The sequence below is a fragment of the Flavobacterium ginsengisoli genome (assembly GCF_029625315.1).
GTDB classification, from domain to species: domain Bacteria; phylum Bacteroidota; class Bacteroidia; order Flavobacteriales; family Flavobacteriaceae; genus Flavobacterium; species Flavobacterium ginsengisoli.
In genome coordinates this window covers 5,378,989-5,405,035 of record NZ_CP121110.1, presented here as the reverse complement: position 1 = coordinate 5,405,035, position 26,047 = coordinate 5,378,989, and the positions used below count along the sequence as shown (strand labels likewise).

Annotated in this window: 14 protein-coding genes; all 14 read right to left on the bottom strand. The window is 33.1% G+C overall.

From position 1 onward, the window contains the following. Nucleotides 1-710: 710 nt before the first annotated feature. Nucleotides 711-3,359, bottom strand: a complete 2,649-nt coding sequence (locus P5P87_RS25635) for a hypothetical protein (protein WP_278021055.1) — start codon at nt 3,357-3,359, stop codon at nt 711-713. Between the two features lie 149 nt (nt 3,360-3,508). Continuing rightward, nucleotides 3,509-4,549: a hypothetical protein gene (locus tag P5P87_RS25630; RefSeq protein ID WP_278021054.1), complete on the bottom strand. Its 1,041-nt coding sequence runs from the start codon at nt 4,547-4,549 to the stop codon at nt 3,509-3,511. Between the two features lie 86 nt (nt 4,550-4,635). Further along, a complete protein-coding gene (locus P5P87_RS25625) occupies nt 4,636-5,904 on the bottom strand; it encodes a hypothetical protein (RefSeq protein ID WP_278021053.1) in 1,269 nt (422 codons plus the stop codon). Between the two features lie 7 nt (nt 5,905-5,911). Then, nucleotides 5,912-7,255, bottom strand: a complete 1,344-nt coding sequence (locus P5P87_RS25620; RefSeq protein WP_278021052.1) for a PKD domain-containing protein — start codon at nt 7,253-7,255, stop codon at nt 5,912-5,914. Between the two features lie 81 nt (nt 7,256-7,336). Further along, a complete protein-coding gene (locus tag P5P87_RS25615) occupies nt 7,337-8,644 on the bottom strand; it encodes an IPT/TIG domain-containing protein (RefSeq protein WP_278021051.1) in 1,308 nt (435 codons plus the stop codon). 20 nt (nt 8,645-8,664) lie between these two features. Further along, complete coding sequence (locus tag P5P87_RS25610) at nt 8,665-9,510, bottom strand: hypothetical protein (protein ID WP_278021050.1); 846 nt, start codon at nt 9,508-9,510, stop codon at nt 8,665-8,667. 61 nt (nt 9,511-9,571) lie between these two features. Beyond that, the gene (locus P5P87_RS25605) at nt 9,572-10,279 is read right to left on the bottom strand and encodes a hypothetical protein (protein ID WP_278021049.1); all 708 of its coding nucleotides are present in this window, start codon (nt 10,277-10,279) and stop codon (nt 9,572-9,574) included. Then, nucleotides 10,276-13,824: a hypothetical protein gene (locus tag P5P87_RS25600; protein ID WP_278021048.1), complete on the bottom strand. Its 3,549-nt coding sequence runs from the start codon at nt 13,822-13,824 to the stop codon at nt 10,276-10,278. The genes P5P87_RS25605 and P5P87_RS25600 overlap by 4 nt, the downstream gene beginning before the upstream one ends. A gap of 149 nt (nt 13,825-13,973) precedes the next feature. Beyond that, entirely contained in the window at nt 13,974-16,361 is a 2,388-nt protein-coding gene (locus tag P5P87_RS25595) for a fibronectin type III domain-containing protein (protein WP_278021047.1), read from the bottom strand. Nucleotides 16,362-16,364: 3 nt separating this feature from the next. After that, nucleotides 16,365-21,488, bottom strand: a complete 5,124-nt coding sequence (locus P5P87_RS25590) for a T9SS type A sorting domain-containing protein (RefSeq protein ID WP_278021046.1) — start codon at nt 21,486-21,488, stop codon at nt 16,365-16,367. Nucleotides 21,489-21,492: 4 nt separating this feature from the next. Next, nucleotides 21,493-22,665 carry a fibronectin type III domain-containing protein gene (locus tag P5P87_RS25585; RefSeq protein ID WP_278021045.1) on the bottom strand — a complete coding sequence of 391 codons (1,173 nt, stop codon included), beginning with the start codon at nt 22,663-22,665 and terminating at the stop codon, nt 21,493-21,495. After that, nucleotides 22,607-23,494, bottom strand: a complete 888-nt coding sequence (locus P5P87_RS25580) for a fibronectin type III domain-containing protein (protein ID WP_278021044.1) — start codon at nt 23,492-23,494, stop codon at nt 22,607-22,609. Before P5P87_RS25580 ends, P5P87_RS25585 begins: the two co-directional genes overlap by 59 nt. Before the next feature lie 323 nt (nt 23,495-23,817). Further along, complete coding sequence (locus tag P5P87_RS25575; RefSeq protein ID WP_278021043.1) at nt 23,818-24,873, bottom strand: ABC transporter permease; 1,056 nt, start codon at nt 24,871-24,873, stop codon at nt 23,818-23,820. A 66-nt stretch (nt 24,874-24,939) separates the two neighbouring features. Further along, nucleotides 24,940-26,046 (bottom strand): ABC transporter permease, encoded by a 1,107-nt coding sequence (locus P5P87_RS25570; protein WP_278022834.1) that lies wholly within the window; start codon nt 26,044-26,046, stop codon nt 24,940-24,942. Between the last annotated feature and the right edge of the window lies 1 nt (nt 26,047).

Sequence of the window (26,047 nt, the reverse complement as noted above, 5' to 3'; positions counted from 1 at the left end):
CACATCGCCTGAATCTTCAGGAATTACAAAAGCTTCATTAACTTTCATTGAAAATGCGGCTTGTGGCACAGCAAAAACATCTATATCTGTTGAGCTTTGTTTTGGAGTTACATCGGTTATCAGTTTTACACCTCCTAATGGCGATGCATTTTCGAATTGGCATTCTTCACCAATTTCAAATTTAAACCTGAATTTTCCTTTTATCAATCCGCCCAAGATATTCATGTTTCCGGCCATATAGCCTCTCATCCAAACTGGATTTGGTAATTTTGCCTGTAATAAAACGGCTGCTCCACCAGAAATAATTGGAACTTTTAATTTTAAGAATGATAATTTAACTCTAATTCCAAGTTCTCCCTGAAGGTAGGCATAAGATTGTCCATTGGCATACCACCCGTTTATACCAACTTTACTTCCTGTATTAGAACATCTTGCTTCTTGGTAATCTTTTAGCATAATATCGAATCCCATTCCTGCTTGAAAACGTGCGTAAAAAAGCAGGAAGCTTAAATCTCCTGTATCAAAATCTAAACTAGCTCCAAAGGCAACACCTCCTCCATTTGCCAACGCATTTTCGTCGCGCATATAGTCCAATTCTTTTAAATCGACACCCAAAATTTGAGCAACTTGCGGCGGCGGCGGCGGACTTCCAGGGAGCACCGTTCCTGCCATAAAATAACTGGTGGTTTTTAAGTACATTCCGGCAACTCCTATTTTAATACCGCATCGGTCGTCTGGCGTTCCCATGTACATGTACCAATCTTTTGGATCTTTGTGGAAAACTCCCCAAACGGCTCTACCTCCTTCTCCAATTCCCGAAATGAAATTTCCTGGTGTATTAATGTATACATCGGTAGTGGCATGCATCGATTTATTTTCAAAATCAAATTCGATAGTCTGCTTGCCATTTTTATTCCTACTGCAGCAGATAAATCGCCTGGTATTGACTCTTTTCTTGCTGGAATATATTTACTAGCAAAAGAACCTTTAAGGTCATTTTCTGTTATTCCTAAAAAGCTTTTCTTGGCTGTAACATTTGAAGCGACTTTACCCATTAAATCGGTAACATTTTTAAGTCCTGGAATTTTGGCCATAACATTGGCTTTACCAAAAATAGCTAATCTGTTTATTCCTCCATTTGAGTTAAATGCAATTTCAAAACCAGCTTCACCATCGCAAACAGATTCTGTACCAATAGAAAAATAAATTAAAGCTTTAAGTCCTAAACTTATCTTTTCATCTGGAGTATAGCTCAATCCTGATAGCGAAAAATCTGCAATGGACAGATCCTGATTTCTTCGCATTTTATAATAGGCTCCGCCGCCAAAACCATTAATCATAAATGGCGAAGGCACAGGTGGCCATTTTACAGCAGAATCAAAGTACCAATACCTAAAAGTAGATCGCCCAAAAATAGCTTTTGCCTGAACATTTACAACACCAACAACATCAACCATCAAGTCAGCATTAAATCCGTTACCATATACAGGGTCATTTTCCATTAGGATAAGACCACCTTTAATAATTAATCCACTAAACTTGCAATCTATGTTTATGGCCGAAAGATCCAGACCGTCATATCGGCTTTTTTGCCTATACCCATCATCGTACATCTTACCTTTTATTCCAATTCTAGCTGTAGCTCCTGCTCCAATGCTTTCCATTAAATTAATTCCTAAATCAAAATCAATTCTGGAATCATCTCCATTAATGGCTACATTAATGTTTCCGATAGAAACAGGAAAATTAGCAAAACCAACAGTGCCTTTGTACCCCATATTTCTAACCGAAATAATAGGCGAAACAGTCTGCAATTGAAGGTTTTCAAACGAAATTCCCTTAAAGTCTACCATTTTCTTGCCTTCGACATCTTTATCGTCAGTTGCTCCTTTATTGGTTCCAAAAGAAACCGAACCGTTTAGATTGGCTTTAGGCAAAAATCGTCCGTTGACTAATTTTAATTCGACAGAACTATTTGGCAACAATAAAGCTTTGGCTTTCCAGATATCAAAAGCTATAGAATCCTTGGTAATAACAACTAATTGTTGTTCTTCCATAGAAATAAATCCGTTGTATTCTAAACCAGCTCTATTGGTCTGTTTTGGTTTAGCAGAATCCGTTCCTGTATTGGTTGTTGGAGTTGTAGCCGTTTCTTTTTTCTCTGGTGCAGCTTTGCTAATTGGTAAAAGAATCTGTCCTTTTAAATTTGCTTTTACAAAAGTATTAGCGGCAATAGTTACATCTATATGGTCTAAAGAATAGGCCCATGATTTTTCTTGACTGGTGATTCCTCGATCTAAAGGAAAAACATTGTCTGCATAAAAAGTTCCCGAAACTCCAAATTTATCGATAATAAGATTTTGCGCACCTACATGAAGCCTTTCTTTACTTGAAGCAGTATCTGTAGTTTGAAATTCTTTTGGCAGACCTACATCAAAAGTCTGGACAAAAACCCCTTTCCATGATTCCTGACTTGGAACCAAAAGCGAGTTTTTTGCATAATATTCTGGAAAAACAACTACAGGATCATTTTTTAAATCACTTAAATCTAAAACAGCATTGTTTACCAAAAATTGAAAATTGCCATCAAAATCTTTTCCGTTTCGTTTGTCTTTTAAAACGAATGGTCGCAAACTTACATTCAACAAAATATCATTCCAACTTCCTGCTGTAAAACTAAATTCTCCTCGAACTCTATTTGGTATTGGAACTGTTTTTCCGTTATAATATGTTTTAGGAATTGTTGTTTTTGCTTCATCAACTGTTTTTGTCAACGGATCAATTGGCAGAATTAAATCTCTAGAAAACTCAACTGCTCCAGAAATTTTCATTTCTTTAAAACCATCACAATCTATCTTTACATAAGTCAGATCATTTACGTTTCCTGTCGCCATATCGAAACCTCCATAGAGAGAAACTTGCCATTTATCCTCATTAAACGGAATGTCAACATTACCCAATAATACCAATTTGGCTTCACCCATAATACCTCCCTGATGCGATAATTTTACATTATCTGCACCAAAGAAAAGCTGCATGGGCTGTCCTGTTTTTTTATCTTTCTGCGGAATATCAACTCTACAGAAAACAGTCAAAGTTGTATACTCTGGCGTAAAAGTGGCCTTTGTAACTCCAATAGAATATTGAATGTTATTTACTGTATTACGAATACCAATAGGCAGTTCTACCAAATCTTGATTTGAAAATTTATCTACCCAACGGTCAGCGGCTTCAATCTTTTGTATTGAACTTGAAGCAGCGCTTAGTTCTTTTGGAGGCGCAATATCCTGTCCATAAGAAAAAACAACCGAAAGCATGATAAGCAGTGCCGCAAAATGTATTTTGTAATTTTTTTTCATAAGCAAATCATTCTGTTTTTTTGAAAAATAAAGCATACCTACTTCTTTTATATTTTGACTCTTTCGAACTATAAAGAGTTTTTTTCTATTAATTATTCTTTATAAACTTAAAATCGACTTCATCATCTTTAACATTTTTAAGTGCTAAATCATGATAGAATGGAATTAATTTGATTTTTATTTCTTCGATTATAGTCTGCCTCTGTTTTTTTCTCTTTCATCATTTTAAAGAAATCCCCAAGTTCTTCTTTATTAAAAGCAGAAAGATTTTCATTTTGATGAATCTGATCTACAGGTGTATTTGAAAGTATTCCCATCTCATTATACATCCATCGATGAACTAGTAAAGGCTGTAACTTTTTATTTTTTCGATCTACGAGTTTCAAATACGAATTGTAACTCACTTTATCTGTTACATCTTTTGCATCCACACCGTGCATTTTATGTTTATTAACTCTTCCTAAAGCCATAACATAGTCATTCTCGTATCCTTCGTCTTTACGAACCATTTCTTCTCTCAAACTTTTTACAGTTTCATGAATATAATTGTCGTATTTATTTAAGATGTCATTATTTAAATCATACGCCTTTAAATAATTTAAAGCTTTTTCTTTGAAGCTATCATCATCGGGAGTCAAAGTAGTTAGCGTTAATAGATGCTGTAACTCCTCTGAATCTTCTTTAGGCATCGGACGAAGTGCTGACTGCATATCCTGTAGTCGCTTGATAATTTCGTCTCTTGTTCCTTCGTATGTTTTGTCTTTGTAATTTATTTTTAGAATAGGATTTAAAACCTCTTCTTTTTCTTTTTTAGGCTCTTTTTTTGCTGGCAGTTTTATTTTATCTAATGAACAAGTGTAATTTAAAGTAGCTGTTAAATCGTTGAATTTGTCAGTATTAGTACTGCTTCTAAACATTGAAATGACATTTAAACCAAAATTATGTCTCTGATACATTACATAACTATTATTAAACTTAATTCCAAAAACAGAACTTGAATTCATATTGCCTTGCGAATTATTGTAAAGGAAGCCAAGATTGGTATTCAGCTTGTCTTTAAATAGTTTTTTAGAAGCTCCAACTGAAGCACCCAAAGAAGAATTGTTATTTCTGCTTACTTCATTTTTAGTATAATTAAGCGAACTATTTAAGGAAACTTTAGTGGTAAGAAAACTAACCGTATGCGCCAAATTATAATTTTGAACCGTGCTTGCTTGACCTTTTCTGATTACACCTCCTTGTTCATTAGCTTGTCCTGCAATACTATAATTGAAGTTTAAATTTTGATTTCTTTTTTTCCGAAAGCATACGACATATTTACATTGGCATTTTGAGACAATTGTCTGTAGTCTAACGTATCTGCTTGCACAACATTTGGATTGTTTATAAGCTCAAACTGATCTAACTTTTTATTGGTATAAGTAGAAAAATTAGAATAGCTTCCCGTAATGTTGATTTGATCTGTTACTCTATAATTCATGTTAATAGATCCAACGACACGCTTTGTATCTTGTTTTTTGACTTTATCTAAATCATCCTTCTGAAATCCTAAACTGGTAGAAACTGTAATTTTATCATGATAAAAAGGTCTTGCAAAACGCAACGCAATGTTTTCTAAGTCATTATTAAAATATAATGCACCAAGCGTATTATAATTTGGGTCAATACGCTCATAGGTTAATCCAACAGTACTTTTTTGAATATTGTAATCAAAATTAACATTGAAGGCGTTCATGTAGCTTGTACTTTCTTTGCCAGAAAATATCTTATCTCGAAAACCTCCGCCAGAAATACTTTCACTTCTTGTATCATCTGTCAGTACAGACAGGGCATACTCCACATTAAGATTTAAGTTTTTTACCAAAGAAGTACTAAAAATCAAACTGTTTACAAAGTTTTCTTTTGGCGTAACTCCATTATCATTTACCATGTTTAATGAACTTGCATCGTCTTTGGCATAAAAACCAATCCAGCCTAATTTATATTGCGGTTTCTCAAAACCTACTTTTGCTCCATAACCAAAACGCTGATATATCGGAACTCCGCCAGAAGCATTTTCTGCTGAAACTGCTTTAAGAAGCTGTCCTCCCATTAAAGATATTTTAAAAGGGCTATTTGGTGTTAATTCTAATCCAACTCCTTTAAACGGATAACCGCTTAATGTGTAAGGAGAAAATGTCATACTAACATTTCCAATATATGCTTTTACCCATTTGTACTTAGGCATAATGCTCAATCTATTAAAATCAAATGGAGCAGTATATCCTAAATTGTTTCCTTGGTTGGTAAAACTATAAAATAACGGAACACTAAAATTAAAAGCACTAATGTTCAAACTTCCTGAAAAGAGATACGTAAAAGGTTCACGCGAATTTTCCATATTAGAATTGTAGTACATCATATTGGCATTAATATTACCTGTCACCTTAAAATTAGGTTTATAAAAATTCTGCAAATCTATATCCTGTGCATATCCTTTCCTGCAAAAACAACAGGCCAAAACGATACATAACCAAAACAAGATTTTATTATTTATTATCTTCATTTACTGGTTATTGTTTTTGGACTTTGATATCGCATAAAATGTAAGAACTTGTACCGTTCTTTACCATTTCTTTAATTTTAATAGCGCCCTTTCTGCCGTCTTGTGTCTTAAATAAAATAATTTTCGGATAGGTAAAACCAAATTCCTGTGCTCCTCCAGCGGTGTAACTTATATTTAATGCTTTTATAGGCGTATCATTTTCCATACTATCAAACTGCGCTTCGGTAAAATTTAAACCGCAATTGCACAAGTTTTGTGAGTTTACAAAAATGGTGCTTTGCGCATTTTTTAATGCTAAAAACCCGTAGTTATTGGCCTGATCTGGAGAGATAAATCTATTGTAGGTAAAATTGCTGTTTAACCCTTGAAATACAATATCTATTAAAGCACTATTCTCATCGTTAATCTCGTTTGCTTTGTAAACTTCGCGCGTTATTGTAGAAAACATTGCACCAATGTTGTTGCCATTATGTGCTGTGTTAATTCCTAATTTTATATTGGCAAATGTGCGAAGGTTTGTGTCTGGTAACACTGTAATTGTCGATTTGAAAACTTGACTTGTTTTGTCGTTAGACGCTTCCAAAATAACTTCATGAGTTCCTGCACTTGCAAAAACAACTGTTGGATTTTCTTCTGTAGAGACCGCTGGGTTTCCGCCCTCAAATGTCCATTTATAGCTTGTTGCACTGACTGATTTGTTTGTAAAATCAATTGTTACAGAAGCTTCATAATCATCATCTTCAAATTTTGGTTCATAGGTAAACAGACTCACCAAATATGGATTTACTGTAATAGTCTTAGTCTGCTTATCAGATTCAAAGCCATTCGATACCGTCAAAGTTATGGTATGTTCTCCTGGAGTTGTAAATATTACGTTTGGAGGTGTTTTTCCTGTAAAAGAAGCTGGCGAACCGTCCTGAAATTCCCATTTAAAAGTTAATCCTTCGCCAATAGTCGAATTCTTTAGAATTACCTCAACAGGAGAATAATTGCTTTTTACAATTTCATGAGTAAATTCAATATTGATTCCGTCTTTTATTTCAACAGTTTTAGTGAATTCTTGACTCTCTCCGTCTACATTTTTTGCTATTAATTTAATGATATAAGTTCCCTGCTTGCTGTATAAAATCTCGCCAGGATTTTTAGAATTTGAAACAGAAGGATTCCCTCCTTCAAATGTCCATTCATACGTATCTGCACCCGTTACTTTATTATCAATTTTAATAATAACGGGTATAGATTCATCCTGATCGACATAAGAAGTGGTAAACTCACCTTCTATGGCTATAGCAGTCTCTTGATAACAAGAAGTAATAACAAAAAATAAGAATAAGAGTAAAGTTTTTTTCATTCAGTGCATTTTAAAACACTGCAGTTATTAAAAAACCGCAGTGCTTTTTATTGTATAATTTGAATTTCTATCCCTTAAAAATTACAAGTAACGTTTGATGATTTTATCTGTAGCTAAAGCCCAAACAATATTATTTTTGTAAGCAATTGATTTTATAGGCTGTCCATGTGTATAATCAAGAGTCCATGTCACACCGCCATCTACTGTTTTGTAGATTTTATTTTCTAAAACAGCCCAGCCTGTATTACCGTCTTTAAAAGTGAATTTTGTAAATTTTTCTCCTGTATAAACTTTAGCCCAAGTATCGCCACCATCTGTAGTTTTGTAAAAGGTGGTAGAAGTTGCTCCATTAATTAAAAGAAAACCGTTTGCTTTATCAGCGAAAGATATTTCATTAACAGACGAATTTGGTTCATTCTCCAAATAATGTTCTTTCCAACCATCTGTTTCATTACTTTTAAACAAAACAAATGGGTATCTTACTGTTTTTATCGTTTTTTGTCCAGCTACCCAGATATGATTGTTATCAATTTCTATAGATTTATTGACAGATCCTCTATCATAACCTTCATCGTTTAAATGTGCATCATAAACTTGTGTAAAGTCAACTCCATTAGAAGTTGTGAAAACATCTCCAAATTGTGTAACAATAGTTCCATTTGTCATATTATCGTCTACATATAAACAATATGAAGTCTGCACATCTTTTACTTCACCAAAATTTGCAAATGTGTCAATTCCTAAATAACCTCCTTTAGCAATTTTTGAAATTCCAAAACCTGTGTGAGACCACCCTTCATCATTTTTAGTAGCATAGAATCCAGCACTAAAACCATTAACTGCCCATTGATTCCAAGTAACTCCACCATCTAATGTTCTATAAACACGTGCCCCAGTTATATCTGAGTTTAGATACATTACTTTATCATTAATAACCATAATGCGTGGTATTCCACCATCCTCTTTTAGCGTATTCTCTTGCGTTACCCAACTTGTCAGTGAAGGAGCTGGAAGAATAGCAATATTTCCGTTATAACCATTCGTAATCTCATTATAGATCTCTTTATCTAAGATTGTTATAATAATCTTTGGTAGTATTTTTTCGGTTTGTGGCAAAACGAATTTAATTTCGGTAGCTGAAGTCGAAACAATTGTTGTTGCCAATCCATCAAAAGTTATTTTGATGTCACTTATTTTGTCTGGAAAATTTTCTCCAGTTATTGTAATTGTTTCACCTACTTCACCAGCGTTTTTAGAATACGCCGTTAATTTTGGTGTTTTTACTACCACTTCTGGCTGTTCTGGTGTTGCATCATTTGAATCTGAACTACAACCATTTAACACCAATAAGAATTGTAATAATGTAATTGCTAAAATTTTGTTTTTCATTATTTTACCTATTTCTATAATTATTTAGTTGTATTATATCTGCTACCTAATGTATAACCATTACCAACCAATGCCCTTACAACATTCATTGCTGTAATATCTTGGCTCATTTTGTAACCTACTGGATTTCCTCTATTTTCGAAAGCTGCTTTAAAGACTTTTCCGTCAAATGTAATTACCTCTTGATTTAACAACTTTTCATATCCGCTAAAAGTTCCGCCTCTGGCGAACCATGTTCCAATTAAATTATTATCAAGATCTATAACCTCATACTTTAAATCTCCGTTTGGAGAAGGTGAAGTCACTTTTATAAACCCAATTCTTTTATCGTCTATATTCTCATTTTGTGCCTTAATGCTAAAAATGGTGCCATAATCATCAATCGCTAACTGATACGTATCTGCAATTTTATTAGCATTATCTATTTCTCCTTGAACTCCCAAACGCTTCGTCGCTATACCAGCCGATGTCCCATTTATAAAACTTTCGATTACTTCTTTGTTTAAGCCTTCTACTCCTATCATATCTCTGTCTAATAATTCATAGACAATACTGCGGTCGTAATTGAAAGCACTGAATTTTCTGCTTTTATTCTTAAATTCTAATTCGTTTGATTTTCCCGTCGTTTCATCTTTAAGTTCAATCCACGGCAATACCAAAGACTCTTCATTTGGAGCTTTCTTTAATTCTGCCGTTATGGAATAATTTTTATCTACACTGAAAATTGTAAACAACGGTTTTTTGCCCTCTACAAATCCTATTGTTTTATCGTCTAATTTTATTTCTCCTTTGTCAATTTTTAGTTTTTGTGCAAAACTGCAAAGGCTAATTAGCATTACTATTAGGGTTAAATAATATTTTTTCATGTGTAAATTTTTATTTTTTTCGTTATATCAAATATTCATAACTTGCTTTTATTCTCTAATACTAATATTGAGTTTCTAAAATTTCAATTAATTCACTTAATAAATTCTCGTAGGGCTGATACTTATCTTTATCTTGTAAAACCGCATTTCCCGCAAGATTTATGAGGGTTTGTTTATATTCATTATAATTAGGATTAGAACAAATTTTCATAATTATAATTTTTTTCAAATTCCCCTTACCAGGTAAATAATTATTTAAATCTTCTTCAAAAACTTTATTAATAATTTCATCATTAACATATTGGATATTACTATATTTTTCCCAAAATGGAGTAAAATACTGTATAATCATTTCTTTATAGTGTTGGCATAAAGCATTTAACTTTTCCTCATTTGTTGATAAATCATAATTGCGGAATTGTCCAAATGAATCCCATATTTCGTTAAAATTATTATTCGTAAATTCATTAAATCTTATAGTTGGAAAAAGTTGTTCCACATGCAATCCATGCTTAACTATTAAGTCAAGCAATAATTTTTCGACAACAGTTATTTCAGTCCAACAATGAAATCCTCCATGTGATACTTGTTCAGAAGGATAGTTTGTATGTCCTAATCCAACATACAACACATCCTTATAACCATCTTTTACATTCTGAAAATATAAAGCATTTTCATTAATCTCGATTTTAAACCTAGAAAACTCTGGAAAGTTTTCCGATATAAAACCACTTATATAATCATTTACAAAATCTAACTTCCTACTCATTTTTCTGAAATTTTAGAACTTTTATATACACCTTGCCCATTAGAATATATTTTAATAAATCCATTTTTAACTATATTTCTAAAAACTTTATTGCCATTTTGAATTTCAATGTTTTTCCCTTTAATATCCGTTGGTGGCATTTTAATAGATTTTAAATAGTAACTATTCATACCCATAGCCTTTTTTTGGTTATCTGTAAAACTAGTGCCTTCACTTAATTTTGTATCAGCAATTACAACATCCCACTCATCTTCGTTAAAAGCATTTTTAACTTTTTTAATAAATACAAAATCAGCAATAAAATACTGTCCTTCACTTGTACACGAAGTTCCTTCATTTATACAAAATTGCACTTGACTCAATATTTGTCTTTCTCCTAAATCTGGTATATACTCAAGTAAATCTTGAAACTCTGCGCTATCACTATATTTTAAAGCTGTTTCTACCGCTTTTTCAAAATCTTTTCCTAATTTGAAATAATTTTGACGTTTAGCATCTTCTTTAGAATATTTTACCCATTCTACAATGATATCATGCAATTCAGAATTTAAAGGAACTTCTTCTATCTTTTCAGGAGTTAACAATTCATACTGTTCGGGAGTATATACCACGCTCTGTTTATGACCAACAAAACCTTTTGCATAATCTATATGATTATTTAAAAATTCAACAAATCCAGATACTCTTTCTAAATCTCCTGTGAATTCTTTCAAGGTACTTTGCGTATTGCTGGCATCAGAAAATTTTAATATCTCGGCTGTTACCTGTTTATTAAGTTTATCCAATTGTATTAATGTATTCCAATCCTTACGAGCAAACTCTTTCTTATTATCATATAAAGTATTCCAATTAGTGATAGTAGCATTACTGTATTGTGAAATATGGGTTGATAATGTAGATGTCGTTTTCAATATATCATCTAAGAAGATTTTATTATCAGCTGTAATAATCAATTTATTTAATACTACACCAACATTACTACTCAATAAATTATTATATAGTTTATCTACGCCATCTTTTTTTCCTGTCTCGGCTAATAAGCTACGGAATTTCATACAGTTAACGACACCAAATTTAGTATACACTGTACAGTCATTTTCTTCTCTTTCTTTTAGTTTTTTAGCGACTTCTGGTGATGCATAGACTACTTGTGGTGTATCTTTTGTTAATTCGTTTACTGCAACAATTATTTCTACTGCACCATTTAATCCTACATAGTAGCTTACATTGTAGGGCATTAATTGTGTCGCACTTCCTATCTGCACTTCAGGTATTAACTTAGTTGCCAAATCTATTTTAGGAAACTGTATAAGTTTGCCCTTTGGTAGTAATGAGTACTCTGGATACAATTCAGAATTTAGTTTAAATACTGCATTTCCATCATAAGAAAAAGATTTGTTATAATTTGTAGCGCCAGCAGTATGGATTACATTTCCTTCATTATTTACATCTCTTACTATTGTCATTGCACCTCTTTCTGCAGTAATAGCTGTACCTGATGCTGTTGTCGTTGGTTTTATATACCCGCCTGTGTTATCGAAAAGAGGGACTACTTTCCCCATATTTGTCGAAGCATTCTCAGCATCGACAATCATTTTTTCTCCCTTTATTACACTATTAAGACTGCTTATGTTTTTTATGCTAGAATAAATATTAATTCCTCCATCTAGTAAGAGTAAATAATTATAAAATGTATTCCATTTTTGTAATGCTATTTTTTCTTGAGGACTTAACGTTTTGTTTCCAGTCTGACTTAGTAGCTCTAAATTTGTAGCTGATGCTGAAATTACTAATGCCGAAGATAAAGCCTGAAGCCCTGCAACTGAAACAATAGATTCACCAGCTATTAAAAGTTCCAACGAAGCACCATATGTAAAAACAGCCCCTACAATTGCTATAGCCGAAGTAGCTATTTGAGTGTTTTGTCCACTAACAACTCTATTACCAATTTCTTGTAAAAACAAAGCATAGATAGCTTTTGTTTTTATTGTTTTACCAACCTGTAGACCTATGGTTTCCTCCATATCTTTTGCCATAATCAACGTAACATCATCCCAAGGATTTACATAATAATTATCATCGATTTGGACAGGGATATCATTTCTTAGAAAATCTCCTTTTTGCTTTACATTTAACTTATTTTCACCATTAAGAGTTAATTCAGATTCATCTACTGTAACATCGAAGTTACCTACTTTAAATTTATTCGAACCAGAAAACCAATTTTCATAATAAATCATTATAGGATTAATATTGGTAGGGATGCTAACCTGTTTATCCAAAAATGTTTTGTTCTCTACAATTGGTTTGTCTATAACAATTGATCCGTTACTTGCTACAAAACCTGATAAGACTTTTAAAATTTCTGCTGTCAATACCAAATCTGGATTCTCTCTAATTAAAAAGTTCAGTTTTGTTCTATTTGCATTATCTTTTGAATTCAGGAATGTATTAACAAACCATGCCTGCTCTTCGCTTGAGGCCGTATTTAACAGTTTAATTATTAAATAATCCTTTCCTTTATTTATACGTGTAGGTATATAACCACCTCCATAAGTACTGTAAGGATGGGCTACAATTGAGTTATGAAACATTAGTTCATATAGTTTGTATCTTGTTTTTTTGCTTAATTTAGCAATTACACAATCATCAACATTACTTAATAATTCACTAATTTCAACTGCACCAATATATGTAGTAACGTCCATTCTTTCTTCAAAAGAAGCAATAAACTTTTCTGTACATGTTGCCCCCTGAATAGCATCAATTAATTTATCGAGACAATCACTAGTAATTATATTTTTTTGATCCTGAAGATCAATACATTTACAATTTTGCTTATCTATATCATTACACTTTCCAGTTAAAAGATCGTATGGTATTGCTGTCAACTTTGCTAATACATCTTTAAACTTCTGCTTTTGCACATCTGTTAAATCTTTTCTGCCATCAACTAATTGTTGATATTCTTGATTACTAGCTGAACAACCAACAAAACCAGAATATACCACTTTTGTAGTATCATTTTGATTTATATATTGATCAATATAGCTTTGTAATGCAGATTTATTTTCTGCTTTTATTAGAGCTTTAATTTCTGAGTATTTAGTTCTAACAAATTTTCTTTCTTTACAATTTTTATTATTGTTTGCAAGTAACCATATTGTACTATTCTCAGAAGGAGTGTTAACCGTTTCAGGATAGTCTTTACCTGTTTTAGTTTGATATTTTTTACCTGTCCAATAATAATATTCTTTTACTTTAAGCTCATTTTTGTAAACAAAACCTCCAACAAAAGGATCATCTACAATTGTAGCATCGGAAACTACACTACTTGTGTTTGTGCTCACAAGTTTAAAATCAGGTGAAATACCAAATCCTCCTGCCAATTCCCCACTACTCTGACTTTGAAACGCATATAATTTAAATGCAGGATCATTGATTTGTTTCCAATCTAAGTGATTTAAAACAGTACCTGAACTATAATCCATTAAGAAATCAGTGCTCGAGTCTACAGTTTTGTACTGTTCAAATGGATGCTCCAATTTAAAGATTCCGTGACCTAATTCGTGTGCTTGCTATTTTATCATCAGCTGATTTAAATACATAACCAAACTGTCCATTCAAGCGCATATATCCCTTCTGTCCAGTACTAGCTTCTTTATTGGTTATAAACAGTACATAACTATTTCCGTCACCTTTGTATAGTGCATTTATGTTTTGTTGAGCAAGCACTGTAAGTAGAAGTAATCGTATTTTTCTCTGTTTGAATTACACTACCTGAAACTACCTTATCTATATTTAAGACAACCTCTTTCTTAAAGTTAATTTTAACTCCAATTTTACTGTAAATCTCCTGAGTTTTAGCAACAATTTCATTAAGCCTATTTTCAGAATTATCATAAGTAGGAACAAGTGCAACATTAACATCTTTAGACGAGATATGTACCAGCATAAAGGCACCAATAACCTGCCATTTTTTGCCTTGCTTTACAGTAGCTAATATTTCTTCTTCAGCATAACTTAAATTTCCTTTTACAGTAAGAACAAATACATTATCAGTTCTTTTAAAGTCAATTTTTGCTCCGTTTTGGGTTTTAAAAACTATACTGTCTAGTTTTATGTTAGAATCTGTAAGTTTTACTGTCGCTATAACCGTATCTGAATCGCCATTTAAAACTGCTTTATATGGCAATACATTATCACCAGCCTTTGCGTACATTTTCTTTAAAGCAGCAGATGCATTATCTGGCATTACGTCAAAAGCATATTTGCTTCCGTTTCCAGAAAAAGCAATCGAAATGCCTTTTGCCGTAAATCCCGTAGCTTGACCACTTTTATCTACACCATCTGTATTTTCTGGTAATGGTTTTCCGCCTTCGGCAACTGCAACACCTTGATTGCTTCCATTTCCTTCGCTGTCTACGGTATACACTTTTGGAGGAACTATAACTTTTCCATCCTTATCTACAACTCCGCTATCAGTAATTACGGTATCTTTTCCTCCTGGAATAGTGATTTGCTCGCCATTTTCACCATTTACAACTATATCGCCATTGGCATTGATGACGATATCTTTAATTACAAAAGGAACTTTCTCTTCAATTTGCCCACCTTTTCCTTCTCCAGTAAAATCTTCTACATCAGTGACATTTTTCCAATCTGGATTATAACTGGTCTCAACAACCCCGCTTATTAATTGATAATCGGTATTTATTACGATATCCTTAAACTCTACTGCAATTTTAGTATCGGCTAAATAAGGAACAATTATGTAACCACGTCCTGAATATGGGCTATTTTTTCCTTGCAGTTCTAAAATTGTAACAGGGAAATCGCCGGCCTTGAAAGTTTCGCTTTGAATTAAATTGGTAAGCGGTTTTTGATTCTGGATATTGATTTGCGGTACAATACCACAATTGTATGCAGGAACTCCATTACTTTCTGTTGGTGTTGTAAAAGTACTAGTGTTGGAGTAAGTAAATGACTGAACGCCATCTTCGGCTGGATCACAACTTGATCCAACTCTAAATTCGTAGGTAACTCCTGGCTCTAAATTGGTAATTAAACTCTGCCTATTTAAACTATTTGACGAGAACCATTGTGCATTACGAACATCTTGTTTTTTATATTGTACTTGATATCTTGTGTGTTCTGGAATTCCTTCCCAAGTAATTTTTACACTTTTTGAACTTTGGGCTTCGCTTAATAAAAACGTTGGCGCAGCACAAGACGCAGTGTATTTAAAAGAATATATTTCGCTATATCCATCATTTTTGAAAACAGAATTTTCTGAAAGTCCTGTTGTAGAAATTGCCCTTACTCTCCATGCATAACGCAAACCTGGAGTAAGTATTGGCATGCTCAAATTGTATAAAACAGCTGTGCCATACAAAGTTTCTTCATATAAAGTTGGCGACATTTGAAACCCAATTTGAGGATCTAATGTTGGATCTAAAAGCTGTTTTAACTCAAATTTATAGGATATGTTTGTTGCATTGATCTGACGTGGTGTCCATGTAAATAAAATATTAGGAAACTCTGTCGAAGCAATTTGCTCGTTTTTTTGCGGCGTATTTAATAACGGCGGATCATTTAATATTAGATATAAATTGGCGCAACTTTTTTGAGATATTTTTTGATTGGTTACAAAATCGTACATCTCAAAACAAAAATTATACATTCCCTCTGGCAACGGATTCGCATATTGCGCTGGAGTCATTCCTTGCAGGTTTTCTAACCTAAAAAGCGATGCAATATCAACATTGGTTAAGGTTTGCAGTTCCCCTCCATTTATATATATAGGCCTTTGTTCTTGTGCATAATCAGACGTTTGGATATTTAGTCCGTTGCCTTGTATGTATAGTTTTAATCGTACTCTTCTTTGCGATATCGAAATATCGGTCGGATTAATCAACAATTGCATCTTTGTATCCATACTTGTTGCATAATCGGATATTTTGACACTGTACGGACTATTAAAAACCGGTGTTAACTGAACTGGATATAATTGTGCATATCCAACTGCATTAAAAAACAGAAATAGAACAAAGAAATATATGTTATTGAAAAGGTTCTTCATTTTTTAATTGATGATAATTTTTTTAACCAATGTTTGCTGTCCAGTCTCTAGTACGACTATGTAAATACCAGATTGTAATGAGGTATTAAAATCTACCTCATACTTTTTCTTTCCTGATTCCTGTTTTTGAATCATGGTATTTTGTCCTGAAGATGAGAACAGTCTTAAATTTATCGCACTACTGTTTTCTAAATTTACAATTGCTTTAAAATTACCATTGCTTGGATTTGGGGTTACAATAAAATCTATAATAAATTGTGATGCAGTGTCAGTATTTGGTAGCGTTCCGCGCTGTTCTACCATAATGTTTTTGGTGTAAACTGCATAACATTCTCCTTGTGTCTGCTTTAAGCCAATTGAATAAACTCCAGTTGCATCAAACTTTAAAGTGATGTATTTTTCTTTTTGTTCTACAACTTTTACTCCGTCTGGAACAACCCAACCTGTACTTTCTCCAAAAGGATTACTTGTATTAACCAAAATTACTTCTTCGTCTAAATAAGCTTGAGAACTCAATAAAAATTCTGCACTAATTGCTGTTTGGCTTGTCTTAATTACAATTTCGTCTTCGCCAATACATCCTAGAGCGGTAGTTACTTTTACATGATAAGTTCCTGCTTTTGACACATTGATTTTGGCTTCATTTGAAGTGAATCCGTTTGTAGATGTCCAACTGTATTGTGCCTGCGGATCTTTAATTGATGCATCTAAATCTAAACTTTGATCAATGCACAAAGTTCTATCTGGACCAACATTGACAATAACAGGATCTGGGTCTTTTAAAACAAATCTCTTTTTGTAAACACAACAATCTGGGCAAGTTATAGTAACTTCATAATTTCCAGCAGTAAGATTATTCAAATCTTTTGTAACTGCACCTGTATTCCATACATAAGAATATGGCAAATTGCCTCCTGTAACATTAAGCGTTATCGATCCGTCATTTCCTTTATAACAAATAGGATCTTTTACTGTTTCTGTAGTAAATATTCCGTTAGGATCTCCAACAAAAATACTTCCTTGAACCACGCATCCTTTTGCATCTTTAACTATTACAAAATAATTGTTTGTTGTAATATTTTCTATTTTATGAGTTGTTTCTCCGTTTGTCCATTCGTATGTATAAGGAGGTGTTCCACCTGTTACATGCGCATCTGCCCAACCATCGTCTCCAGTTGTACAACCCACATCAAACTTAGTAAAAGTCAATTTCAACGGATCTGGTTGTGGAATATACTTCTCAAGGTCTATTTCTTTAACTAAAACATTATTCACATAAGTACCTAGTTTAATTCCGTTGGCATCTTCAATGTTTAACGCATAAGTACCTTCTGAAAGATATTCTGCTGTATCCCCTGTATTATTCCAAATAGTCCAAGAACCATTGGCTTGTTTTTTCTTCCAAGTATAATAATATGGTAATCCGTTATTTTTTCCTCCTGCAAGTTTAATACCTCCCGTTACATGCGCTTTTAAAATACCATCTTGCGATTCATCTCGTTGATTATCTAATGGATTAGCATCTGTTTCATTTCCAAATTCATTACTCACATTACATGAAATAGTACGAATCACTTCAAAAGTAACTTCAAGCGGATCTGGATCGTCTAATTCTGTAACAGAATTTGCTACTATACAACTTGTTTTATTTATTGCCGAATTGTAATTAGCATCACGAACTGTTAAACTATAAGTTTCCTCTGGAAGTCCGTTTAAGGTTATCGTATAGATGCCATCGCTAAAACTTGTAGTTGTGGTAGTTTGCACTACTCCTTTACTATTTTTCCATTCAAACCAATAAGTATTATCTGTCGCTATTGTTCCGCCTGTTACTTCAACTACAATTTTTCCATTTGTGGCTTTATAAAAACTCGGATTTAAAACCTCAGTATATTTAATAGAAAGTGGTGCATCAGGTCCATCAATAAAAACTTCAGCATACGCAGTACAACCTTTTTTATCTGTTGCGATAACCCAATAATCTCCTTTCTTTAAAACCGTATTTTTGTCCGATTTATATTCATTAGACCATACGTAAGTATAACCTCCGCTTCCTCCTTCTGCAATTGCAGTTGCCCATCCATCGTTACCTCCATAACAAAACGCATCTCCCTTATCAATTTTTACTGATAATACCGGAGGCTGTTCCATTAATTGAATTGAATCTTTTGCGATCCAATTTCCATTTGTATAAGTCCCTAAAATAACATTATTTCTATCTTTAACATTAAGGGCATAATTTCCGTAAGAAAGATTAGAAATGATAGAATCTTGTACCGCTAAATCTTCCCAAGTGCCATTGTCTCTTTGTTTTTTCCAAGAGAAATAATAAGGCAATCTGTTATTTGCTGAAGCTTCCAAAGGAGTACCGCCTGTAACGTGAGCTAACAAAATTCCGTCCTGCGATTCGTCACGCTGTCCATCTTTTGGAGTTGTATCTTTTTTATCTCCATATTCATTTTTCGCGTTACACGAAATATACCTAACAATTTCAAAAACTACTTTTAAAGGATCTGGCTCTGTTAATTTAAATTTAGATTCTACTACACTACAATTAACTGTCTGGCCAGTTGCTTCATTGTAATTTTTATCTTTGATAGTTAAAAAATAAGAGTCTGCTGGAACATTGTCTAAAGTAATGGTATATACTCCATTTTCGACTTCGGCAGTTGCATTTTGTACAACTCCTTCTAAATTTTTCCATTCGTAATCATATAGCCTATCTTGATTTTTTGACGGATCAAATGCTGTTCCACCTGTAATCTTTGCAACAAGTTTTCCGTCATTTGCACCTGAAAAAGTAGGGATTTTTATTGTTGAATAATCAATCATTACCTCTTTAAGAGGTTGCTTTATTTCAATACTGTCTTTTACAAAACAACCTTTTATTCTATCAATAACATCAACATAATAAGTCCCTGCAACCAAATCTTTTATTTCGTCTCCTACTACAGCATTTTTGCCTGGTCCGTACCAAGTATAAGTATAGGTAGATTTTCCGTTTTTAATAGATGCTTTAACTCGACCATTGGCGCCTTCAAAACAAGAAACATCTGTTGAGTCAAATACAACCTCCATCGCTTCAGGTTCATCTATAGAAATTTCAACTGCTATTGGAGTTTGCTCTGTTAATGTATAAGTTCCGTGCATTATTCCGTTAGCATCTTCCACATTTATCGAATAAGTTCCTTTAGGACGTTCACTTATTATTGAATCATTTACATTCAAATCCTCCCAAACATCTTTAGAAACCAACTTCTTCCAATGAAAAATATAGGGTAATCCTTTATCGAATATTTTTCCTCCTGAAGCTAAAGCTACTAAACTACCATTTGATGCTAATTCAGTTTTTTTATTCCCTTCCTCGCCAAGGTTTGCTGAATTACAAAAAATGTCTTGTTTAACTTTTAACTTTATCGAAATTGGTTCTGGATCATCTAAAATAGCAAGATCTTTTAATGTTAAATCACAGCTAAAATTATCTGTCACTATCAAAGTATATTTTCCCTCAGGAACATTATTTAACCTGATTGTATAAATTCCATCAAAAAAACTTGCTGTTGAATTGGTTGCATCTATAAGATCACCTTTTTCATTTCTCCATTCATAAGAATATTTATTACCGTTAATTGGAGTCCCTCCTTTTACCGAAGCTATAACAGATCCGTTTTGAGCTCTATAAAAAGTAGGGTGACTAAGAATTATATCACTCGAAAGAGCAAGAGGAGTTTTAGGCTGATCGATTATCTTTGACAATACTTTTTCTTTATCATCTGATGTTTTTGCTATACAGCCAATAGTATCATTAACATCTTTTATTTTTCTAACTTTAACAAAATGTTCTCCAAGACCAAGGTCTCTTATCGTAGTTTTATCTGCATTTAAAAAAGTGATCCACGTAGCTCCACTATCTAGTGAATATTGGTAAATGCCATTCGCAGTTCCTCCTGTGGCTACGACATCAATTGCACCATCGTTTCCTTCAAAACAACTAATATCTTTCTTTTCAATAGAAAAATCTACTGGTGTTGGAGATACAATTGTAAAACTCGTTTGGTGTTCTGGATCCATTACATAAGTATTGGCCTTAAAGGTTCCTTGTTGAAAATACCCTAGCAATTTAAGGGTTGTTAACCCTTTGTTTAAATTTCCAACTGTATAGGAATTATCGGCCTCTAACTTTTTCCCGTCAAGAATTCCATCTTTAGTAATGTTAGGAACATCTTCTCCATTCATTCCGTCAAAATCAAGCGACAAAATTTCTCCAGGATCTAAGGGTCTGCTAAAATTTATTTTTACCTTACCATCATTAGTATCAAAACAACTTGTCTCAATAGGCTCTACCGATAAAATATGCGGAGCAGATCTTACATAAAGCAATTCAACAGTACTGCCATATTCATTAGCCCTTAACGTTATTTTTTTACCAACTGCTTCATAAGGTAAAAAATCTTTGCATAATATGTTTAGTGAATTTTTGCCTTGGTATTGGACAGGAAGACTTCTCCAAACATCTACCCAAATCGTTATAAAACCTATTTTAATTTGTCTTCTTTCGCCTTCAATATGGTACATCCAATCGAAATATTCGCTTCTAACACCCGAAATTGCTGGTATATTAATTAAACTTTCGGTACCAATTATATTATTAAGAGTATTTGGGTTAGTTAAATTGATTACAGGATAAGTTTGAACTCTAAATGTTCCATAAACATAATAAGCAAAAACACCTGTGACATTGGCATCGTCCCAATCTTTATAGGTAATATCTTGTTTTCTGCTTACTGGAACAGTGACTGCTTTTTCTTGTGTAATCTTACATCCTCCACTTCTTGTTCTCCTTCTGGTATACAAAGAAACACTGGTTGCTAAATTACTTTCGGTATAATCTCTTTCAAAACTACCCGATTTATCTTGCCAAAAATCACTATCATCTTTTAAAGAACTTAAAGCTCCAATACCATCTAAACTAACTCTTCCTAATCCACCATTATTACAACCATCACCAGTCGCATTTCCCATTTCGGCAGTAATTATTGCATGGTAATTAGCGCTTCCCGATAAATTTACCTGAGCATGCCCTAATCCATAAACCAACAAAATAACAAATAAGTAAAATTTCTTCATAGGCTTAATAAATAACTGTTAGGGTCTCTGCTTTTGCTGGACTATCGTTTTCTAGATTTGGAACCAGATGATATTCGTATTCCTTATTAATTTTTAAGTTTTTATCTTCTAAAGTGAAAACAGTGCTGTTTAATTCTTTCCATAAAGTTGGCGGAAGACCTTTTTCATTTTTATAGATGCTAAGCCCCAAAACCTTGCCTTTGTTTTTGGCATAATCCCACGAAAGAACTATTTTTCTGTTTTCTCTATCTGCCGTTCCCTGCAAAAATGTAATAACCTTTACTGGCGTAAAATTTAAAACACTAACAGTTATGACAGAATGATCTAATGAAGACCAAAGATTGCTTTTATCCTTAGCCAAAATAGCATATTGATAGGTCTTTTTATTCTCTATTCTATCATCTGTAAATTCTTGGATAGTATCGTTTATCTGTTTTATTTCAAGCCATTTTTCCTGTCCTTTTTCTCTTCTTCTCAGGCTATGACTTACAACATCTTCACTATAGCTTCGTATCCACTTTAAGTGCACTTTGCCATCTTTATTGTCATAATCTTTAAAGATTGGCGCTGCCGGCGGAATTTTATCTGGTTTATCTAATACCAAAATATCAGAAGGATCCGAAATATTATAACGCATATCTTCAGCGACAATTCTATAATAAACTTTACTGTTAGTCATTTTTAAACTCACGCTATCTTTATACTCTGTACCGATATAAGATTGATGGTAAATATCTACAAATTCTTCACCTGACGTATTTGCTCTTAAAATTCTGTATCCTCGTAAATCTTTTTCTTGATTAGGTTTCCATTTTAGTCTAACCGTTCCGAGACTATCAATCACACCTTCCAAACCAATTGGCTTAGCTGGCGGTATAGAATCGACAGGCTGAACCAACATGCTTTGCGAGGTTAATCTTTGATTATTTTTTCCGACAACCGAAATCGTGAAATAATTAGATGGATAAAGACTTTCTTTAAAATTGAGTTTTCTTTGAGATGGCGGAATAATTTTAGAAACAACCTTATATGGTCCTTTATCATTATTCGCTAAATTAATTTCGTAACCCTGAATAAAACTTTCCGATTCTTTAGGATAATCCCATTCAAGATTGACTTCATTTGAATTTAAAATAGAATAATCTACCAATCTTGCAGGAGTTACTATAGTCTGCAACGCCTTTTGCCGTTATAGGCTTTGTAAATTCTCCTTTTTCTCCAAACGAAGTGATACCATATAATCTATAATGATAGATTTTGTCGTTTACACTAAGTGTATCAACATAATACATGTTTTTAGACGGATTTTCGTCTTTATCATTTAAATTAACGAGTGCCGTATTGGATATCGGAGTATAATTAATTCCATCTGAAGATTTTTCTACCATAAACGAGGTATAAATTCTTTTGAAGGTTTCATAATCCCAAGAAAGAAGTACCTTTCTATCATCTGGAACTGCAATAAAATCTGTTGGAGCAGGAAGAACAGTATAGTCTCTCAAGCCAATCATATAAGAGGATTCTTTTACCTGCGGACTTTCAAAAACCTTTACTTGGTAAGCATATACCTCATTACTCTTTACATTTTTATCTATGTATCCCCAACCTGCTTTTACAGCTCCTTCAAAACTCATATCTGCAGCATATAAAGCAAAAGTATATCGCTGATCCAGCTCGTCGGCCATATTTACTATTTTTGCTAGATCACCTTCTTTTGCACCAGTTACTTCAAAGCTTTCGCCATAAATAGATTGTGCAATTATAGTCGCATTACTATCTTTCTGTACAAAATCGATCCAAGAGTCTAATGGTTCGGGAGTTAATGGCTTTTGAGTAAGAAGCGTTTTTTCAGGTTTAGGTAAGACAACGCCATCGCGTAAAACTGTAGTTCTGGTAATTGTAAATCCTTTTTTATTTGCTTTCTGCCATTCGGCTGGAGAGTTAACGGCCCAGCGAATTAAGATTTGATCCTTTTGTGCTCTGGCATTCACCATAACAGCGAGCACGTTTAGTCTGTGAATAGGATACGGATATAAACAATAAAAAGAAAAAAATAAACTTATTTGGGGACATAAGATGTAATTATTTCCATGTTAAAAAAAACAAAAGTAGTTTTTTTAATTATTATTTAAATACGGTTTCCCGTACTACAATGTAACAACATGCAAACAAAAAAAACATAATACTCTAACACACAATAACATATATTAAAAACCCGCCGTTTTTTTCTTATAAATTCAATCAAAAAATATCATTTTTAAAATTTTTATAAAATATTTCCTATTAAGAAAGTATTTGCTAGTGATAAAAACAAAGCCCTAAAATTCATTTAATTTGTCTTTCTGTAATTATAAATCGCCAAAGCATTCAATACAATTGCAAAAACAATCAGATACAATAATTCTGTCCCCACTTCTTGTAGGCCACTTCCTTTCAAAACAATAAGGCGAACCACTTTTATAAAATGTGTAACAGGAGTAAATTCAGAAATTATTCTTGCCCAATTTGGCATACTGTCGGTGCTGGTAAAAAAACCGCTCATGAGCATAAAAATCATCATAAAGAAAAAGGCAATAAACATTGCTTGTAACTGCGTATCAGCAAAAGTTGAAATCAGAAGTCCCAAACCTAATAATGCAGTTAAATAAACTCCTGCAAAAAGATATAAAACCAAAAGACTACCAAGCGGAAATATTCCATAGATTAAATACATTACAACAAGGCCAATTGTAAATACAGTCATTCCAACAATCCAAAAAGGAATGAGTTTCCCAAGAATAAATTGCCACTTTTGAATAGGTGTTACATTAATCTGTTCGATCGTACCTATTTCTTTTTCCTTTACAATATTTAGCGCTGTAATAAATCCGCCAATCAAAGTAAGCAACAATACTAAAATACCAGGAACCATATAATATTTATATTCTGCTCTTGGATTATACCAATTTGTACTATTCAAGGTAATTATTGACGGAGAAACTGCGCTTAATTGCTGTGGCAATTTAACCCGAATATCTAAATCATTACTAAAATCTGCCAATACAACATTCAGGTAAGCATTTCCAATATTTGATTTGGTTCCGTTAATGGCATCTACAGCAATATTAACTTTCTGACTTCCTTCTCTAATTAAGTTTCGTTCAAATCCAGAAGGAATTTCTAGAATCAAGTCAGCATCTGCTCTTTCAATAAATTTCAAGCCTTCTAGATAAGAAGAGGGAGTTCCGACAATATGGAAATATCCCGAAGAGCCAATTTTATTAATTAACTTTTGAGAATACGAACTGTGATCGTGGTCTACATAAACAATATTTACACTTTTTACTTCAAAATTGGCCGCCAAAGGCAAAATAATCAACTGAAAAATCGGAACAAAGAACATCATTGCCAATATTGTTTTGTCTCGAAAGATCTGGCGAAATTCTTTCTGTAATATAAAACGCGAGCACTTTCATGACAATCTAATTTTAAATTTTTTCAGAGAAATAGTCAGCAGAAGAATCGTCATTACAACAAGTATTAAAGTTTCTTTCCATATATAAGAAAAACCTAAACCTTTGAGCATAACCGCTTTTACAATGATGTAATAATAGTGTGAAGGAATTAAATGAGAAATAGCTTGAAATATCCAAGGCATATTTTCTAGCGGAAACATAAATCCTGTTAGCAGTAAAGTGGGCAACATCATTCCCATCATCGATATTAGCATCGCTGTTTGTTGCGAAGCCGTTACATTCGAAATCAATAAACCAAGCGAAAGACAAGTAATGATAAATAAAATACTTTCTACAAAAAGAAGCAGAAAACTTCCTTTTATTTCAACATTGAGCAGATAGACCGAAAGGAAAATAATGATAACAAAATTGATAATGGAAAGCACTAAATACGGAATTGCCTTTGCAATTAGAACCATTATGGGTTTAAAAGGCGAAACGAGCAAAATTTCCATAGTACCCAATTCTTTTTCTCGAACAACCGAAACCGAGGTTAAGGCAGTGCTGACAATCATAAAAATCAAAGCAATTACACCAGGAATAAAATTAAGCGAACCGTTCTGTTCTTCATTATAAAGCTGTCTTAACTCAGGCAAAATCTGATAATTGAATCTTGTCGTAGGATTTAATTCTTGCTGGTAATCTCTCACAATTGCATTTAAATAATTCGTTACAATTGTTGCTGTATTTGGGTCTGACGCATCGGCAATTACTTGAATTTTTGCTCCTCCAAGACGCTGCAGATCCGAACCAAAATTTGATGGAAAAATAACCGCACATTTAATGCTTCCATCTTTAAACCTATTCTCAATATCCTTGTAATTCAAAATTGGCTTTTCGATATGAAAATAAGAACTTGAGCCTATTTTTCTTATAATTTTCTCTGTATGAATGTCATGTGAATTATCCTGAATAGCAATTCCGATATTTTTGACTTCACTGCTTAAAGCAAAACCAAAAAGAACAATTTGTACAACAGGAAGCCCAAAGAGAATCAAAAGTGTTCTCTGATCTCTAAAAACATGATAAAATTCTTTTCGAATAAAAGCCAAAAATCTTTTCATA

What these genes read in the sequence shown, in the direction of transcription:
- P5P87_RS25635 (WP_278021055.1), bottom strand. Translation starts at nt 3,359, where the DNA reads ATGAAAAAAAATTACAAAATACATTTTGCGGCACTGCTTATCATGCTT.
- P5P87_RS25625 (WP_278021053.1), bottom strand. Translation starts at nt 5,904, where the DNA reads ATGAAGATAATAAATAATAAAATCTTGTTTTGGTTATGTATCGTTTTG.
- P5P87_RS25620 (WP_278021052.1), bottom strand. Translation starts at nt 7,255, where the DNA reads ATGAAAAAAACTTTACTCTTATTCTTATTTTTTGTTATTACTTCTTGT.
- P5P87_RS25615 (WP_278021051.1), bottom strand. Translation starts at nt 8,644, where the DNA reads ATGAAAAACAAAATTTTAGCAATTACATTATTACAATTCTTATTGGTG.
- P5P87_RS25610 (WP_278021050.1), bottom strand. Translation starts at nt 9,510, where the DNA reads ATGAAAAAATATTATTTAACCCTAATAGTAATGCTAATTAGCCTTTGC.
- P5P87_RS25605 (WP_278021049.1), bottom strand. Translation starts at nt 10,279, where the DNA reads ATGAGTAGGAAGTTAGATTTTGTAAATGATTATATAAGTGGTTTTATA.
- P5P87_RS25595 (WP_278021047.1), bottom strand. Translation starts at nt 16,361, where the DNA reads ATGAAGAACCTTTTCAATAACATATATTTCTTTGTTCTATTTCTGTTT.
- P5P87_RS25590 (WP_278021046.1), bottom strand. Translation starts at nt 21,488, where the DNA reads ATGAAGAAATTTTACTTATTTGTTATTTTGTTGGTTTATGGATTAGGG.
- P5P87_RS25575 (WP_278021043.1), bottom strand. Translation starts at nt 24,873, where the DNA reads ATGATGTTCTTTGTTCCGATTTTTCAGTTGATTATTTTGCCTTTGGCG.
- P5P87_RS25570 (WP_278022834.1), bottom strand. Translation starts at nt 26,046, where the DNA reads ATGAAAAGATTTTTGGCTTTTATTCGAAAAGAATTTTATCATGTTTTT.